Genomic DNA, 16,936 nt, shown 5'->3' on the forward strand with positions numbered 1-16,936 from the left:
CAGCCGACAAAGCGCCACATGGCTATCATTGACTCGCGGCTATTGCATGTAGCTCAACGTCCATAAATCTTGCCAGTCTTGGCGATGTTCCCAATCTGATTTCACGGTTTGCAAACTGAAGTCCATCAGCTGCTGACGATAGGCTTCTATCCCAGAGGCTTCCTTGTTGGGTAAATGAACATCCTGATTGGTCGACATTTTTCCATCCACGCTTTGCGGAGCAATGCCTTGCTTGGTGAGAACGTAATGCATAAATAACTTGGCGGCCGCTTTATGCTGCGATCCTGTGGCGATCACCCCTATACTTGGATACTTCCACCCAATAACGGGTGTCACCCCCGTACATAGACCGAGCTTCATGCCCTGCTTATTTTTGCGAAATTTTGCCGTGGAAATGAACCCAACAAAATCTTGTTTCGCATCTGGCGAGCCAATCGCTGCGGCAGAATCCGAATCCGAATGGGTCAGCAATGGACGGTTATGAGCCAGACGTTTAACAAACTCCGCCATCGCACTGGTTTCATCGGTCATCAGTGGCTCAGAAAACTGCGCTTGATACGCGTGACGCAGTGCCTGGTCTTGGTGTTCTGCCATTTGATTAAACCAATCGGTATACGCAGGCTTACCCGTTGGGTCTTGCATGGCAACATGTCCTTTCCATTGTGGGAGCGTCAGTTGCCATAAATTACGGATAGGACAAGTCGCATGGTGCGCCGTGTTATACGCAAGTACATTGGGCGCAAGCACGACCGCCAATGGGTGCTGATAACGCTGAGCTATCTTAGATTGCAACTCATCAGGAACATAAGTAAACACGACATGCTGTTGGAGAAGTTGCATGGATGCCGCTGGCGCGTCCTCCAATAAAGCAACATCGGCACGCACATTATTGGCCTTCGCTTCGCGGCTCATGATGTCAATGATTTGCGGGGCTTTCGCTTTAATGCCCACGGCATTGATATGATATTTTTTCGCGAACGCGTGAGCTTGCTGCACTATTTTGCCAGTAGACGCATAAATCGTGAGTTGGCCTTCCTGCTGAGCGGCCTGAATCAAACCTGCGGATGGGTCAAGTTGAGCCGCGGTGGCCTGATGGCCGATACTGATGGCTATCATGGTCGCTAGGCACGTTGGTATCGCTTTCAAAGTCATGGTAATTTCCTTATATAAGCTCTTAGGCTGTATTGCCGTCTTGTGTCTCAGCCAAATTGATAGGTCGGATTAAGGTGGGAAGACGGCATAACATCAACTGGCTCAGCAAAATTTTGCTCGCTTTGCTGCCAAAGTCGTTGATGGTCATGATCAAAAAAATGCAGTTCCAAGGCTGGCAACATCACGTAGACAATCTCTTGCATCGCAAAGCTGGGTAATCGATTGAGGCAACAGCGTACGGTGTCCTCGCCATAGGTCATTTCAATGATCCAATTGCCGCCAGTAGGAATAATACTCTCGACCAGCATTGGCAATGTATCCGCTCCTGCGGTCTTGACAACCTCTATCGCTTCTGGGCGTATGCCGCACCAGTGGCTATTCGCTGCCATGGGGGTCAATGCATGCAGATGGTGAACTAATAACGAATGACGGGCTTGCATATCAATCATGTTCATTGGCGGATTACCGATGAACTCCGCCACGAAGCGATTTCTTGGCGTGGCATAGATCTCATTGGGCGTACCGAGTTGTTGTAGGCACCCCTCACTCATCACCACAATCCGAGTCGCCAATGTCATCGCTTCCCATTGGTCATGACTGACGAAAACAATTGTGGTTCCATAGATCTGATGCAAGCGGCGCAATTCATTTCGCATTTCTAACCGCAATGTGGCGTCCAAATTCGATAACGGTTCATCGAGTAATAATACTTTGGGATTGACGGCTAACATTCTTGCTAACGCCACACGCTGTTGTTGTCCACCAGATAACTGTGCCGGATAACGGGTGGCATAGTCACGAATACGCAGTTTCTCCATGACCTCTCGGCAACGCCGCTGACGCTCCTCTAACGGCACTTTCTTAAGCTTTAAGCCAAATGCCACATTTTGCTCCACCGTCATATGCGGCCATAAGGCATAGCTTTGAAAGACTAATCCAATCTCACGCTGCTCTGGCGGAACAAATCGCCCCTCTTCGACCGAATCAATGACGACATCATCAAGTGCAATACGGCCGCCACTGATCGGCTCAATTCCAGCGATCATCCGTAATATCGTGGTTTTTCCGCAGCCTGATGGCCCGAGTAAACACAGAAATTCACCGTCGTTAATAGTTAGGTTCAGTTGATCTACCGCAGGAGCTGCATTCGCGTGATAACGCTTGGTTAAATCATGTAAGTGGATAGATGGCATACTAATTCTCCAGTCCGGCAGATAATGCATTACCAGACAATGTTTGGATGGCGACCGTACCTAGCCAAGCAATCAATGCAATCATCAGCACCACCGCATTGGCCGCTTGGTCATAGTTATAATCGATTAAACGTAACGAGTAAGTCGTGAGGACATCGGTAGACGGAATCGCTAAAATAATGAACAGGCTGACGCCTTTAATGCCAGAAATAAACGGCAGTAAAATACCCGTGACTAGCGGCCCTTTTTGAATCGGAATAATAATGTGGGTCATACGCGTCAACCAACCAGCCCCAGCGAGTTGCGCAGCGTCTTCAGGTTCTTTTCCCAACTGAGTCATGGCGACAATTCCCGAACGACTGGCATACGGCATCTTTTCTGCTATCAATGCGATAATCAATAAGAATGGTGTGCCGTATAAGGCGGGAATCGGCCCGTGTGATTCAGCAAATAAGGATAAAAACGCCGTCGCAAAAGCAATGCCTGGCACCAAATAAGGCAAGAAGGTTATTTGGCGAAGAAAGCGACTTAGCGGTTGAAAAGAACAACGCATCACCGTATAGCCAACGAACAAACCCAGTATCCCAGAGGCAATAGAAGCACTGCCTACAATCAGAAGCGTATTGCCCATTGAATGCCAAAAGTCTGGAGTCAGTAATATTCCTTGCTTCAATGCCACAGTATCGAGCTGACGCCCTACCCAAAAATCCCAAGTAAAATTGTCGAATGTAAACCTACCGGGCAAAATCATGACGGTGGATAAAAATAAGATTACGAGAGGAATAACCACACCCAGCGCAATAAAGCTGCAAGGGAATAGCGCCGCGAGCCACCGCCAGCGGCCAAGCTGAGAGACTCTTTCCATCCCACCTTTGCCGCCGATGGTGATAAAGCGTTTTGCTTCACGCATCATTCGTAAATCCAACAGCAAGGTCAGCATGCCCATGAGCATAATCACCAAAGCAATGACGGCGGCAACCCCATTTTGACGAGAATTCAAAGATCGATAGAGCTGAGTCGACAAGGTATCAAAGTGCACCGGTAAGCCTAGGATGTAAGGAATGGCAAACTCACCAATGCAGTCGGCAAAAATCAACAGTGCTGCTGACATGAGCGCAGGACGCATCATGGGTAACATAATCGACCAAGCAATGGTTCGTCGTGAGGCGCCAAGAATGCGTGCACAGTCTTCCAACTGACTATCAAATCGCTTCATCGCATTCCCGACAATAAGAATCACCATGGGGGTAAAATGTAAGGTGAGAATGACAATGGTGGGAACATAGCCATACGCCAACCAGTTGGGTGTCTCTATGCCCATGCTCGTTAACCAGCCGGGCTGTCCTCCGACGACACCATTTTTAAAAACGGTTTTCCAAGCCAAAGCAAACGTCCACGATGGCAACATAAAAGGCACAATCAGCGCCGTTAAAAACCATTTCCGCCCAGCGATATCCGTCCGATTGACAAACCATGCTAACGTGACACCGATGATCACACTGAATATCACCGTGGTTAAGGCGATGACGACAGTATGAATGAGTGGCGTCCACACGAGTAAGTTGGACATTCGTGATGCGAGTGCACGCATCAAATAATACCCCGTCCATGTCCCTTCCATCGCATGGATGCGAGTTGCATCCCCCACCTGAACAATCCCAGCATTGAGCATAATTGAAACGATAGGCGCCAAAATCACATAGGCGAATACACTCACCAAGAGTATGCCCATCCAATTCGCTGGCTCGCGATAAGAAAACGCAACCGTGTGCTTTAACTTGGCACACCATAAAGAAGCCACCTGAGTATCACTGATCCTTCCCACAGTCAGACTCCAAATCAACGCAATGAATGAGTGATTAGGCTAAGGAAGTTATATGACAATTCCATGATGGTTTTGCACACGTGTGCAATAAGTTTTTATGACAGAAGTGTAAAGAAAACGTGAGACATAGAATGAAGCAAAACGCAGAGAAGATGCCGCATAAGGAGACATTGGAGGCTGCTTATGCGGCAGAGGTTAATGGAAATGACAACAATAAAAATCGGTTGATGAATGTTTCAGGTTAGGCCTTAAATATTGCCAGCCATGTCGCTGATAAAAGCGTAAGGCTCGAACATTATCGCGACTGACTGACAACACGGCACGCGAGCACTCTGCCCCCAATAACGTTTGCTTAATATAGTGCTGTAAATACTTAGCAAGGCCTTGCCCACGATACTCTGGGCAAAGATAAATAAGGTGAACATGAGGGCGTTCAGAATTCTGTGTCAGCTAATGTTGACTAAATATCTAAGACGTCATCTAAGCGACCTTCAAAGTGGATCGCCAACTGAGACAATGTCATATTCCAATTCTGGATTGGCATTGTCCATTTCTTAGAGGCATTCAATATCCCAGCGTACAGCAGCTTTAGCAAGCTATTTTCGTTCGGGAACCCACCTTTGGTTTTGGTCAGTTTGCGGAACTGACGGTGCACCGCTTCAATAGCATTGGTTGTATAAATCGCTTTGCGTACATAGGCTGGGTATTTGAAGAAAACCGATAGATTTTCCCACTTATTACGCCAAGAACGTAACACGATCGGGTACTGTTGCCCCCATTTTGATTCTAAACGATCGAGTTCCGTTTCTGCGGCTGCTTTACTGACTGCTCGATAGACTGGCTTCAGATCTGCCATAAACTCTTTTTGGTGCTTAGAGGCTACGTACTTCATGGAATTGCGGAGCTGGTGAACAATGCACTGCTGACTTCGGTATCAGGATAAATGGTTGCTATGGCTTCTGGGAAGCCAGTCAGTCCATCTACACAGGCAATCAAGATATCTTCCACACCACGGTTATACAGATCCGTTAGTACTGAAAGCCAATAATTTGCCCCTTCAGATTCTGACAGATACAGACCAAGCAGTTCCTTTTTACCTTCAATATTTAACCCTAAGATCGTGTATATCGCTTTGCTAATATAGCGTCCGTCTTCTTTGATTTTGTAGTGGATAGCATCAAGCCAGACAAATGGATAGAGGGCATCGAGTGGACGTTGTTGCCACTCTTTAAGTTCTGGTATCAAACTGTCTGTAATACTTGTAATGGTGGCTTCTGATACATCAATACCATACATGTCTTCCACATGACCACGGATGTCACGATAGCTCATCCCGAGGGAGAACATAGATAAGATCTTGCGGTCGATCTCATCTGTTAATTTGGTCTGGTTTTTCTTAACTAATTGCGGTTCAAACGACCCAGTGCGGTCACGTGGGGTATCCAGTTCAAACGAGCCTACAGAAGACTTAATTGTTTTCTTGCTGGAGCCATTCTTTCTGTTTGGTTGCTCATCATTTTCCAGATGTTGTTGAAGCTCTGCCTTCAAGGCTGCTTCGGTGATCTGTTTAATGAGCGGAGTTAAAAAGCCATCCTTACCCGTTAGGTCTTGTCCGGACTGAAGTGCTTTAATGGCTTGTGCTAAATCGAATTCGTTGGTCATGTGTCATTCCTGTTTTGTATATTCTACTGAAATGACACAGATTTCTAAACACTACCGTGAACATAGCCGGTGTGCGGTTCGGGCTCTGGTGAAAAGCAGCGAAACTCCAATTGTCCAGCAAAGCCTCCGTCCATCCAGACATGCACATAGTACCACTCATCTTGAGTGCTGCGCTCGATGACTCTTTCGGTATAACCATCCAATAGCTGCTCAACGCCTTCATACGTTCCAAAGGAACAAAAATAAGCATCTCGTCTGGCCTTAATACACCGATTCAGATCGCGCTCGACATCCACCGGTTTAAATAATAACGTTTTATTCCTATCCAATCCGTTGTCCTTGATTCTCATTCACACCCTTGTAATAACGTGATTACAGCTTACGTCCCAAACGCTTCTCAACTTGTTTTCTTTCCCATTCAGGCCCCCATAACTTGACCACATTAAATACTCTTAACCCGTGAAATGTGAGGCCTGCTCCCCACCCGAATAACGGCCAAAAGGCCCATATATAATCAGGGTGAGTAATCAAATTAATGGCAAATAACAACACCATCACACACACGTATTTACATAAGTGACCATAAAAGCCTTTCAGTTTTCGTACGGCATCCAGTGCTTGCCTTTCTTCATCGGTCACGTAGAGTTTACTATTCATATTTGGCTCCATTTGAAGATCATTTACATCAATTTCAAATACAGCAGCCAACGATTTTAGTGATTCTAAGCTGGGGGTTTGCCCTTTCTCAATACGCTGAATGGTACGACTGCTTAATCCAGTGAATTGTGATAACTGTTCTTGCGACCATCCCCGCTGTAACCTGAGTTTCCTAATAATCATTCGTTTTATCCTTCTGCTGTGTCGAGCACAACACTACCGTCACGAAGTAAAAATGATAACGACACCAGCACGACATCCCTATGACATAATATAAAAATCAGTCACTTAATTTATTAAAATCGGTAATAGAAAAATGATGACTCGCAATATGAAACCCTTCTCTCAGATAAAATTTATGGGCCAAAAAACGCTGAACCCCAGAATCTAAGTGAATTTGCTCACACTCCTTTTCTACGGCATATTGCCGAAACCACGACATGAGAAAGCCGCCGACACCCCCCGAACGATGCTGATTATTTGTGACAAGATCATCGATATAAATGGCCTTACCCCAAGCCAGTTTTTCACAAAAACAAAATCCTGCCACCGCCAATATGTCAGAATCAGAGGTAACATACACAACGTGATACCCCTGTTGGCGTTGCTTTTCGACTTGTTCGCTCAGAGTCGCTAACGTATAGCTTGGTCGTAATTGCAACAAGATTGTTAATACAGCTTCATAGTCATGATTGTTTTCTAAAAAACGGACTTCCATGGACATATCCTTATGATTCATCAATAGTAAACAGGTCGATGAATTCACTCTACCGCGATGAATATCGAGCGCCAAGCTATTTTCGCTTCATAGAGTTAATCAATCACGAACGCTTTAATCTTGATACCATCAGTGTATTTGAATAAATCCATTCAATTAATCCATTAGAATGATAATAGGATGAAATAGTCTCACTTTCAGACAGTTACTGCGGTTTATTGATATTAAAATAAAACCGATGAATCACCCTTTCTATTGAATCATAGTATGTGGTGTGGGGAGGAATTCTATTTTAATGCGAGAATGGCGGATTCAATCGAAGGAAAGTGTATTTTTATAATACACATTTGTTGCTGACTAAACTCATGAGCTTGAATCAGTTCTGTCACTTGTTGCAATGTAAAAGTGTGTTTGTGGCGAACTAATTCAATACTTCGTCCTGCAACTGAGCGTACAAAGTAACACTTTCCAACACTATCAATATTTCTTCGGTCGACGATGTCGTTTTCTGCGACAAGTTACGCACCTCGTCGGCAACGACGGCAAAACCCCGTCCATGCTCTCCAGCACGAGCCGCTTCAATCGCAGCATTGAGTGCAAGCAAGTTCGTTTGCTCGGCAATACCCTGAATGGTGGTAATAATTGCCGTAATATGCTGAGAATTATCATTCAGTTTACCAATAATATCGTTGGTATTTTTCACTTCAACCGCCAACGTTTCTATCGACGTGCGAGTGTTCTCCACAACGGTTTTACCATCGTTACACGCGGTTGAACCCTCTTCGGCCACACTTGCGGCTTGCTCTGAATTGGACGCAATCTCAGCTGTGGCTTTCGACATTTCACTGATAGCATCAGTCACCAAGGTCACTTTTTCCAATTGTTGCCTTGAATTATCCTGCCATTGATGCGCTTTTGTGGTAGTGGCTTCCGCCATCACTTTTAATTGCGTGCTCAATCCCGATACTTCGCTTATCAACGAGGCAAGCTTGTCGACAAAACGATTAAATGCCAACGATAACTCACCCACTTCATCGTTACTGGAAGCATCCAATTTTACCGTTAAGTCCCCATGACCTTGGGAGATTTGTTGTAGCACATGAGTCACATTATTAATTTGCGAGGTAATGGCTCGCGCAACAAAGACCGCCATAATGATAAAGATCACCACCAATGGAATGGTGATAACAGCTGTCATGTAGCTTTGACGTTTTGCCGCAGCGTAGACTTCCGATTGAGGTACCATCGCCACAAAATGCCATCCAAGTGCTTTAGACGTGATCACTTGACCGAAATACGCGACATTATCCCGCTCAACTTCAAATAATCCCTTAGGATTTTCCGACAAAAGTTTAAAAAACGGTGTGTTCACTTTGCTTATCGGTTTAAACGTATTATCTGGATGCAAAGAGTCGACTAAAATATTATTGTTATCCTCGATTAACACGATGAAGCCGTTATCACCAATAGTGATGTTTTTCACAATATCCGTCAGTTCATTCACAGAGACATCAAAACTGACCACCCCGACAGACTTGCCTTGATCGTCCTTTAATGCCTGCGTAATGGCGATATAAGTAGCATCATCGCCCGCCCAATAATAGGCGTTGGTCACCACAGGCTTACCCTCACTGGCCATTGCCGACTTGTACCATGGTCTTACTCGTGGGTCATAAGGCTTTGTTAATGTACTTCCCGGCCATTCGATGTAGGCACCATCTGCACGCCCGCTGTACACATAGGCAAGGTCGCGATGCGAATCTGCATAGTTCTCAAATAATCTCCAGAGTTCGCCCGATTTACCCGGTAAGTTCTTCCAGCCTGGGAATGCGTCAATTCCCTGCTGAGTCGTAAAATTAGGTCCATTTGGTACTTCATTTTTCACTATAGGGAGCTGAGCCAAGTAGCTGATATTGCGTTTGGCATTGTCGAAAAACATCGTGAAAGCTCGGTCGACTTGGAGAATTTCTTTATATGTCGCCTTCTTAAATTGCTCTTTGGCTATCTTCGCGGCCTCATTAATTGACAATGACGCTAAAATCCCAGTCGGAATGATCACTGCAATACTAAAGGCAAGAATTAATTTGGTTCTTATCTTCATAAAATTATACCACCTTAGTCGCCTAAATTATCAAGGCAGAATATCAAGCGCAGGGCACATTACGTCACACTGTGTTACGCTCAATGAAACCTATCCCGTGAATGGATTTTTCTGAGCTAACAAACTGATGTTGATGATATTCAGATTAATTATGTTACTAGTATAGTTGTAAGTTTTGAGAGCGTGCCTAAATTAGATATTCCAGATCACAAATTCATAAAGACAGCGATTGCGTTACTGTCATTGATATTATGCAACTGATTTTATTCTGATTAGTTCATAAATAACGCAAATTCACCGCCATAAATACGATTGTTCTTACTTAGATCGTAAATTACCTATTCATCGCAACTATATCTTTTAAAATCCAGGTTAATTCATCTATACTTAGCCAACTTTATAAGCTGTAAAAAGGAGATACCGTGAGCAGCGACCATAACAAAGATGATAATGGTGGCATCCCGCGTCCTACAGGGAAAGCTAACCCAATTGATACCGACTATACCGTGGGTCAAGACAATGTTGTTGTATCTGTGGGGCCATTTGGCCTAGACATCCATAACCGAGTGTTTGCGATTTCTGGTTTGGCTATTGTCCTTTTTGTGATTGCCACACTAGCTTTTCGCGATCAAGTCGAGCCGCTATTTGAGTCGATAAAATCCGGTATGGTGTCAACCTTTGATTGGTTCTTCTTACTGTCCGGTGATTTCTTCGTGATTGCCTGTATTCTTATCGCGTTTTCCCCTCTAGGCCGTGTAAGAATTGGTGGTACCGATGCAACACCCGATTATTCCTACTCTGGATGGTTAGCGATGCTGTTTGCCGCCGGTATGGGGATCGGTTTAGTGTTCTTCGGTGTGTCAGAGCCCATGTCTCATTTCAGTACGGCACTCGGTGGTACTGTGATGGAAAATGGCATTCGAACCGACTGGGCACCTCTTGATGGAGCATTGAACGATCCAGAACTCGCTCGTCAGTTAGGAATGGCATCGACCATTTATCATTGGGCATTGCATCCATGGGCAATTTATTCTTTGTTGGCGTTAGGATTAGCTATCTTTTCGTTTAATAAAGGGTTACCTCTTACTATGCGTTCAATTTTCTATCCACTTTTTGGCGAACGCGTTTGGGGATGGACTGGTCATATCATTGATATTTTAGCGGTTATCGCAACGGTCTTTGGTCTTGCGACCTCGCTGGGATTCGGAGCAGAACAAGCGGCCACAGGATTGAACTTCTTATTTGGTGTTCCGTTGACGGATACGACCAAAGTGGTCTTGATCGTATGTATTACAGCGCTAGCCTTAATGTCCGTACTCGCGGGTATGGATAGTGGTGTGAAACGTTTGTCTGAGATCAATATGATCGTCGCCGGGGTATTACTGTTCTTTATCGTGTTTGCCGGACCAACAATGCAAATCCTAGAAGGTTTTTTCACTAACCTCGTGGGATATGTTGAATACTTCCCGCAATTATCGATGCCTTTTGGACGTGAAGACTTGAACTACTCACAAGGTTGGACTGCGTTCTATTGGGCTTGGTGGATATCTTGGTCACCATTCGTAGGTATGTTCATCGCACGTGTCTCTCGCGGTCGCTCAGTTCGTGAGTTTATTGTGTGTGTGATGCTCGTCCCTTCTTTGGTTTGTGTTTTTTGGATGACCGCATTCGGTGGCACCGCGATTGATCAGTACTTGAACCATGGCTATGAAGCGGTGAAAAATGCAGAACTCTCACTAAAACTGTTTAAAATGTTGGAAATTATGCCTTGGCATTCTATTACCTCATTTGTTGGCATTGTTTTAGTGATTGTCTTCTTCATTACGTCATCGGACTCCGGATCATTGGTTATTGATACGATCGCGTCAGGCGGTAAAGTAGAGTCACCAACGCCACAACGTGTTTTCTGGTGTACTTTTGAAGGCTTAGTTGCTATCGCACTGATGCTTGGTGGCGGTTTAGCATCCACCCAAGCAATGGCTGTCGCGACAGGCTTCCCCTTCACAATCGTACTCATCGTCGCCACGATTTCACTCATCAAAGGCCTCATGTCCGAGCCTAGAGCTAAGAAAATCATCAGTCCCAAAAGTTAGGGCCTGAATTATTCATGATTGTATCGTCAAAGGCCTCGTTTAGAGGCCTTTTTTATGAATGGTTTACAAACAATCACGAAGGGTGGCATTTTGAACCTCCCCTCCTTTTGTGTTAGGATTTATGCAGTTGAATAAAAGAGGAGATATATTTTGGGTTCAAGAGCGAGTTTCTCACTCCGTTCCATCAAAGCGCATTTAAGACCACTGATTTCCATATCGCATATTGATATTTGTTCCTGACATCACTGATCTAGCCTTGTTTCGACCACGTCGATGCATAATGAGTAGAGTCTTTGGATATGTCAGTTTTGTCATCAATCACCTTTCAAATCCAGACACCATCTACTCCAATAACAATGAAAAAAGGAGTCAGTTATGTCTGCAATCTCAAATTACAAAACACAATTTATTATTATGATTTTTAGCGCGGTTGCGCTAAGCGGTATTCTGCTAGGTTTTGATACTGCCGTCATGTCGACGATCATCGCATCCGTATCGACTCAATTCCAATTAGATTCTCTCAGTTTATCTTGGGCAATGCTTAATATTGGAATTGGCGTCATCGCTGGTGTATTTGGTGCCAGTTGGTTGGCCGCACGTATGGGAAGAAAAAACGCAATGTTACTGGCCAGCGTACTTTTCCTAGTATCATCATTAGGGTCATCTCATGCTGATACGTTTTCGTGGTTTGTTTTCTTTAGAATCGCGAGTGCCATGTCCGTAGGCATTGTAGCGGTTGTATTACCACTCTATATTAGTGAAGTCATCCCAAGAGATGAACAAGGTAAACTCAACTGGTTTCAAAGCGGAACCCTGATCACGACGTTAATCGGTTTGTTTATCCTTGGCTTTTTTCTAGCTCATCAAATACCGACGACAACACAAACTTGGCACGGCTTACTTCAGCTAGAACTTTATCCATGTTTCCTATTTGCAAGCGTCATTTTATTTATGCCCGACTCACCTCGTTGGCTTGCAATGGTACAACGCCAAAATGATGCCTTTTTAACGTTAGAAAAGATGGTAGACGTCCATTACGCCCAAGTGATGTTAGTGGATATTGAGGCTTCACTCAAAGAAAGAGATTTAATTTCAAAAGAGCCGGTATCGATGCTGACTCTGATGAAGCAGTCGTATTTTTGGGCCTTTACATTATTCGGTTTGGGTCTTGCTTTGTTACAGCAATTTATTGGGCCACTCGATTGGACAGCCGTGTTTTCAACTTCAATGAGCCAATGGTTCGGTTATACCGATACGCTCATCTTCATGGCGGCATGGATTGCAGTGTTCCCGGTTTCTGGTTATCTCTCATCACGCCAATATTAGCGCTAGGTCTCATATTGAAATTAACCAATGTGACCAAAGCCTGATATTACCCCAAAAGCATTCGTCACTATTGTGCAGAAGTGAGAATATTATTACTAACGAAGTCGAGATGGTAATAAGGGGTAATGATGGATCACTTAAAATCACAACAACCACAAGATGGCATGTGGACGCGTATGTTCCATTTACTTGCCCAAGCTGGCCAAGCGTCACAACCATTTGAAGGCAGTGAACTCTTGATTGAAACATATCACGATAATGATGAAAGCTATCATTCCGTGTTTGAGCAAGAAATACCAAATAAGTAACGATTTTCTGTACAGATGAATAAAGGCCCCCTAGGGTGCCTTTATTTTATCAGCTTAAGGTAACCACACAGAAAGATTCACACTTAAACATCTTCCAATAATTCTAACTCTTGTAATACGGTCGCTTCTTTTGCTGTAGTTCCTACAATTTCTTGATGAAGCTTGGCTCTTGCTCGATAAGCCAAATTCTCCAAGGTGGTTCCCTGTAGCTTCAACAGCTGATGGAACATGGGGTACAGTTCTCCAAGCGTTTGGCTTAATCCATTATCGACCGCCTGTAACGCTTTCGGACTCAATCGCTCAACTTCAACATTGACGACATCTCCGACGAACTTCATCTCGATAATTTGAATATTGCTAAGCGTCGCGTCAATACTGATGGTCATGCGCCCTGCCTCAGCATCCACCTGCTCGACAACACCTTTCATTCCATTGATGGCCAGATAAGCTTCGGGAACGAGGCTCTTTAACCAACCATCGTCCACAGGGAAAGAAACCTCTAAACGCAAAATATCCTCATGCCTGAGCATAGACTGAATTTCGCTTTGAAAATCTATTTGACCGGTAATGACTCGATATTCGTCATGAGGATCAGTACAACCAAGAGAGACAACATTCACCAGAGAATGGAGCGCTGCTGTCGAGAGTGTTGAATTCATTGCACACGCATCAAGAGAACAAAACAACGCATCCCCCTCAAGCCGAGCAACCGGTACTTTTACACCATCGATAATCAACTCCGAACCAACCTCAAGTTGAGAAGAGAGTGATTGGTGAACTCGAATACCTAATTCAACAGGTCGACACGCACTGACCGCGGTGACCTTTCCAACTGAACGAGAATAATTTGTAAACATGACACCTTACACCTAATGAGTTCATCATGCTTGATGCGTTAACCTACAGAGGTTGAGCGCCAGCAGGACAAGATTTTTACCGCAATATTAGAATAGTATAAATACTCTATAGTTTGAATAAATACATTGAGAATAGTTAGATTACCAAAATAGTACGCTTCACGATCATGATAGGCACGACTCATAACAGAATAGAAGAGTCAGTGCCATCACTATCAAACCATCGTTTACTGGGCCACACTCGCTAATTGGACGCTGTTATTACGAGTCAGGTTACGTTGAAATAATGCGGGTAAGTCTTGTGTATCCGCCACCGAGACGGCATTTAATGAGGACTGTTGAGGCACAGCGATATGATGTCTTTCCGCGACGGTACGCACCGCTGACATTTCAATGCTGTCACCTTGTTTATGTTGTTTTAAAAACGCCTTATCCTCCGGCGTTAACTGAGCAGATTGACCGCCTGGTAAATAAATCGTGCCATTGGAAAAATCGACAGCGAATGCCACGATACCGGGTATGAAGAAAAACAACAGTCCAACAGCATCCAAAGCAACAATACCGGCATCAAGTCTGCCATCCACCTGACCTTTACGTTCAGGGTAAATAATGGTGCCACAACCCACAATATTCGTTACAAAGATCGCTCCCATGAAAATCGTCAATAGTTTTTTCATCCTAACTCTCCCTCATTGCTTATCGGTTCAATTTAGTATTCCTTTCATCAATTAAATTACCTTGATACAGACGACTTATCAATCGACTCTCTTGGTAATTGACGAGAAAATGATGTCAACCGCACGAACAATGCTCAGTCAAGTATTGAATAAGGAAGGATGACAATATACGCCAATGAGAGACGCGCATCATGAGGATAAATAGAGTGGACTATAGAAATGAAAAAAGCCTGCTAAAAATAGCAGGCTTTTAAAAACTGGTGCGTCTGAGTGGATTCGAACCACCGACCCCCGCCATGTCAAGGCGATACTCTAACCAACTGAGCTACAGACGCTAAATGTGTTTTCCTATGGTGCGTCCGAGTGGATTCGAACCACCGACCCCCGCCATGTCAAGGCGATACTCTAACCAACTGAGCTACGGACGCATTCCAAGGAACGGGAAGAATATTAACGGCTGTGATGAAGCGACGCAAGAAAAAAATCTCAGTTTTTGAATCAGTTGCCGCTTAGATGAACAATTTGTTCACTTTTAAGCCTTATTGCTCATTAAAAAGTGTGGGCAAGGCATTTTGCTCCATCTCATCAAACACGACATTATAATTTTCCGTATAAGTACAATGTGGTTGTCGGCTGCAAGTAAAGAAGCGCCGACCTTTATACTCACCTTGAGAGGCCACTTTCAAAATCATGGGACTACCACAGCGTTTGCAGAAACGCACTTCTTTATCCGGTTCAATTAAGTCAATATGTGTTGCCAGTAAACGGCGTAATTTCCCAACCTGATAACTCAATTTTATATTAGCGCCAATTAAGGGCAGGTTCGCCGATTTACAGACTTGCATGACCAGTTTTTCGCGCTCAACTTTGCCTTTATCTAACGCTTTACCATTATCCAATTCCAACACCACTCGAGGCTCTAGCGTACGCGCATCACACACCAAATAATCAAAATAGCTCCGAGAAATATAGTTATTTGCAATAAACCACGCCTTCTTATTCGTCGCTTTATGCGGTGTGAGCACTGAGCTCATGGCGACTCGGGTTAACACCACACCATGTTCACCAACCGCAGCAACCAGTGCATTATAGAAAGCTCCTTCATTGGCCGACAAAACGGGGCCTTTTACACGATATTGATAACGTTTGGTGTCTTCCTGCTTCAACACATACTTTTGAATCACATAAAAAAACGTCACTAAAATTGCGACAACAATAAAGATGTCGAACATATGAGCACTACTCCTCAAATCATCCAAATGCCTTGTTAGGCCACTGTTCATTCATGCTTCATTTTGAAATCATTAAAGCTTTCATTCAGTTACTCAACCAAGTTTACACGAAACATAAAAAAACGGAGCATGAAGTGCTCCGTTTTTTTGTCATCCACGCTAGCTACTCAAAAACATACTTATCCATGAGAGAGACCATTTTACCAATTTCAGGTTTGGTAATCGTATCGTTGGCGCCAAGCGCCAGGGCTTTCTCTCGGTTATCTTCACTCATGATAGATGAAAACATAATGATAGGCATATCGCTGTAGTCTGAATGCTCACGCAAACGCTTCAATAAGTGCATACCGTCCATTCTCGGCATCTCTACATCCGTCACGATGGCGTCGACAAAGGTCGTAACATTCACCCCTTCGGACTTGGCATGCTCGGCTAATTCAGTGAGTTTTTCATGGGCTTCTCCGCCATCCTTACAGGCGATAATATTAAAGCCTGCCGAGGTCAGCGTATCCTGAATAAGACTGCGAATAAATGCTGAGTCATCCACCAGCATAATCGTCTTGGCATTGCGTTTTGCGATCATGGCTTGATTTAAATCGACGCTACGGTCAATGGTCACGTCGTATTTTTCCATACTCAATTCTGGATTAATATCGGCAATTATTTTTTCAAAATCCAAAATCATAATCAGTTTGTCTTCTTTGCGGACCACCGCGACGACACAATCTTGCTCTCCCGCCTCCAAAAATTGACTCGGCGATTCGACATCATTCCATGAGATACGGTGGATGCGACTGACGCTATCAATTAAAAAGCCATTCGTCATACGATTGAAATCCGTCACAATCACAAATTTTTTCTCAATATCGCTTTGTACGGGTACCCCTAACCAGCCGGCTAAATCAACAAGCGGTGTCAAAATATCTCGAGAAGAGAACACCCCAATCATATGTGGCTGAGCGTTAGGATAATCCGTGGTTTCAGGAACGCGAATCACTTCCCGTACTTTCGCAACGTTAATGCCGTAATAACACGTTTTTGTTTTACCATTTGGCAAATGTTTTTCTAAATGAAATTCGATAATTTCAAGTTCATTTGTTCCACTTTCTAGTAAAATTGCATCACTTTTGCTCAT

General features: G+C 44.2%; 16 protein-coding genes, 2 tRNA genes and 1 pseudogene. 3 read left to right on the forward strand and 16 right to left on the reverse strand.

Going from position 1 to position 16,936, the window contains the following annotated elements; all coding sequences use genetic code 11:
* Positions 1–39 precede the first annotated feature (39 nt).
* The 10 genes and pseudogenes from EAE30_RS12325 to EAE30_RS12370 form a co-directional block, all read right to left on the reverse strand.
* On the reverse strand, positions 40–1,152 hold the full coding sequence (locus EAE30_RS12325; RefSeq protein WP_164711855.1) for an ABC transporter substrate-binding protein: 1,113 nt from the start codon (positions 1,150–1,152) through the stop codon (positions 40–42).
* Between the two features lie 47 nt (positions 1,153–1,199).
* A complete protein-coding gene (locus EAE30_RS12330) occupies positions 1,200–2,345 on the reverse strand; it encodes an ABC transporter ATP-binding protein (protein ID WP_123016188.1) in 1,146 nt (381 codons plus the stop codon).
* Position 2,346: 1 nt separating this feature from the next.
* Positions 2,347–4,170, reverse strand: coding sequence for an ABC transporter permease (locus EAE30_RS12335; protein ID WP_199287053.1), 1,824 nt, complete (start codon positions 4,168–4,170; stop codon positions 2,347–2,349).
* A 195-nt stretch (positions 4,171–4,365) separates the two neighbouring features.
* The gene (locus tag EAE30_RS12340) at positions 4,366–4,620 is read right to left on the reverse strand and encodes a GNAT family N-acetyltransferase (RefSeq protein WP_123016189.1); all 255 of its coding nucleotides are present in this window, start codon (positions 4,618–4,620) and stop codon (positions 4,366–4,368) included.
* Between the two features lie 10 nt (positions 4,621–4,630).
* Positions 4,631–5,832: pseudogene (locus EAE30_RS12345) on the reverse strand (IS256 family transposase).
* A 44-nt stretch (positions 5,833–5,876) separates the two neighbouring features.
* Complete coding sequence (locus tag EAE30_RS12350) at positions 5,877–6,161, reverse strand: hypothetical protein (RefSeq protein WP_123016190.1); 285 nt, start codon at positions 6,159–6,161, stop codon at positions 5,877–5,879.
* 43 nt (positions 6,162–6,204) lie between these two features.
* The gene (locus EAE30_RS12355; RefSeq protein ID WP_123016191.1) at positions 6,205–6,672 is read right to left on the reverse strand and encodes a helix-turn-helix domain-containing protein; all 468 of its coding nucleotides are present in this window, start codon (positions 6,670–6,672) and stop codon (positions 6,205–6,207) included.
* A gap of 97 nt (positions 6,673–6,769) precedes the next feature.
* Positions 6,770–7,207 (reverse strand): GNAT family N-acetyltransferase, encoded by a 438-nt coding sequence (locus EAE30_RS12360; RefSeq protein ID WP_123016192.1) that lies wholly within the window; start codon positions 7,205–7,207, stop codon positions 6,770–6,772.
* 287 nt (positions 7,208–7,494) lie between these two features.
* Positions 7,495–7,707 (reverse strand): DUF4144 family protein, encoded by a 213-nt coding sequence (locus EAE30_RS12365; RefSeq protein ID WP_123016193.1) that lies wholly within the window; start codon positions 7,705–7,707, stop codon positions 7,495–7,497.
* The gene (locus EAE30_RS12370) at positions 7,629–9,308 is read right to left on the reverse strand and encodes a methyl-accepting chemotaxis protein (protein ID WP_123016194.1); all 1,680 of its coding nucleotides are present in this window, start codon (positions 9,306–9,308) and stop codon (positions 7,629–7,631) included. Before EAE30_RS12370 ends, EAE30_RS12365 begins: the two co-directional genes overlap by 79 nt.
* Positions 9,309–9,730: 422 nt before the next feature.
* Between EAE30_RS12370 and EAE30_RS12375 the strand changes: the two genes are divergently transcribed.
* The 3 genes from EAE30_RS12375 to EAE30_RS12385 all read left to right on the forward strand — a co-directional run bounded on the left by EAE30_RS12375 (position 9,731) and on the right by EAE30_RS12385 (position 13,035).
* Positions 9,731–11,401 carry a BCCT family transporter gene (locus EAE30_RS12375; protein ID WP_123016195.1) on the forward strand — a complete coding sequence of 557 codons (1,671 nt, stop codon included), beginning with the start codon at positions 9,731–9,733 and terminating at the stop codon, positions 11,399–11,401.
* Between the two features lie 375 nt (positions 11,402–11,776).
* On the forward strand, positions 11,777–12,727 hold the full coding sequence (locus tag EAE30_RS12380) for an MFS transporter (RefSeq protein ID WP_123016196.1): 951 nt from the start codon (positions 11,777–11,779) through the stop codon (positions 12,725–12,727).
* A 125-nt stretch (positions 12,728–12,852) separates the two neighbouring features.
* Positions 12,853–13,035: a hypothetical protein gene (locus tag EAE30_RS12385; protein WP_164711856.1), complete on the forward strand. Its 183-nt coding sequence runs from the start codon at positions 12,853–12,855 to the stop codon at positions 13,033–13,035.
* 83 nt (positions 13,036–13,118) lie between these two features.
* Here EAE30_RS12385 and EAE30_RS12390 read toward each other — a convergent pair whose 3' ends face one another.
* The 6 genes from EAE30_RS12390 to EAE30_RS12415 all read right to left on the reverse strand — a co-directional run bounded on the left by EAE30_RS12390 (position 13,119) and on the right by EAE30_RS12415 (position 16,936).
* Positions 13,119–13,892: a hypothetical protein gene (locus tag EAE30_RS12390; protein WP_123016198.1), complete on the reverse strand. Its 774-nt coding sequence runs from the start codon at positions 13,890–13,892 to the stop codon at positions 13,119–13,121.
* Positions 13,893–14,119: 227 nt separating this feature from the next.
* The gene (locus EAE30_RS12395; protein WP_123016199.1) at positions 14,120–14,569 is read right to left on the reverse strand and encodes a hypothetical protein; all 450 of its coding nucleotides are present in this window, start codon (positions 14,567–14,569) and stop codon (positions 14,120–14,122) included.
* A 258-nt stretch (positions 14,570–14,827) separates the two neighbouring features.
* Positions 14,828–14,904, reverse strand: a tRNA-Val gene (locus tag EAE30_RS12400).
* A 16-nt stretch (positions 14,905–14,920) separates the two neighbouring features.
* Positions 14,921–14,997: transfer RNA gene (locus tag EAE30_RS12405), tRNA-Val, on the reverse strand.
* Between the two features lie 111 nt (positions 14,998–15,108).
* Positions 15,109–15,801 (reverse strand): DUF2726 domain-containing protein, encoded by a 693-nt coding sequence (locus EAE30_RS12410; RefSeq protein ID WP_123016200.1) that lies wholly within the window; start codon positions 15,799–15,801, stop codon positions 15,109–15,111.
* A 163-nt stretch (positions 15,802–15,964) separates the two neighbouring features.
* Positions 15,965–16,936, reverse strand: a complete 972-nt coding sequence (locus tag EAE30_RS12415; protein ID WP_164711857.1) for a chemotaxis protein — start codon at positions 16,934–16,936, stop codon at positions 15,965–15,967.

The sequence above is a fragment of the Vibrio zhugei genome (genome assembly GCF_003716875.1).
Taxonomy (GTDB): domain Bacteria; phylum Pseudomonadota; class Gammaproteobacteria; order Enterobacterales; family Vibrionaceae; genus Vibrio; species Vibrio zhugei.

Coding starts and splice junctions, on each gene's coding strand:
- EAE30_RS12415 (WP_164711857.1), bottom strand. CDS start 16,936: ATGAGCAAAAGTGATGCAATTTTACTAGAAAGTGGAACAAATGAACTT.
- EAE30_RS12395 (WP_123016199.1), bottom strand. CDS start 14,569: ATGAAAAAACTATTGACGATTTTCATGGGAGCGATCTTTGTAACGAAT.
- EAE30_RS12370 (WP_123016194.1), bottom strand. CDS start 9,308: ATGAAGATAAGAACCAAATTAATTCTTGCCTTTAGTATTGCAGTGATC.
- EAE30_RS12390 (WP_123016198.1), bottom strand. CDS start 13,892: ATGTTTACAAATTATTCTCGTTCAGTTGGAAAGGTCACCGCGGTCAGT.
- EAE30_RS12360 (WP_123016192.1), bottom strand. CDS start 7,207: ATGGAAGTCCGTTTTTTAGAAAACAATCATGACTATGAAGCTGTATTA.
- EAE30_RS12325 (WP_164711855.1), bottom strand. CDS start 1,152: ATGACTTTGAAAGCGATACCAACGTGCCTAGCGACCATGATAGCCATC.
- EAE30_RS12330 (WP_123016188.1), bottom strand. CDS start 2,345: ATGCCATCTATCCACTTACATGATTTAACCAAGCGTTATCACGCGAAT.
- EAE30_RS12380 (WP_123016196.1), top strand. CDS start 11,777: ATGTCTGCAATCTCAAATTACAAAACACAATTTATTATTATGATTTTT.
- EAE30_RS12410 (WP_123016200.1), bottom strand. CDS start 15,801: ATGTTCGACATCTTTATTGTTGTCGCAATTTTAGTGACGTTTTTTTAT.
- EAE30_RS12355 (WP_123016191.1), bottom strand. CDS start 6,672: ATGATTATTAGGAAACTCAGGTTACAGCGGGGATGGTCGCAAGAACAG.
- EAE30_RS12385 (WP_164711856.1), top strand. CDS start 12,853: ATGATGGATCACTTAAAATCACAACAACCACAAGATGGCATGTGGACG.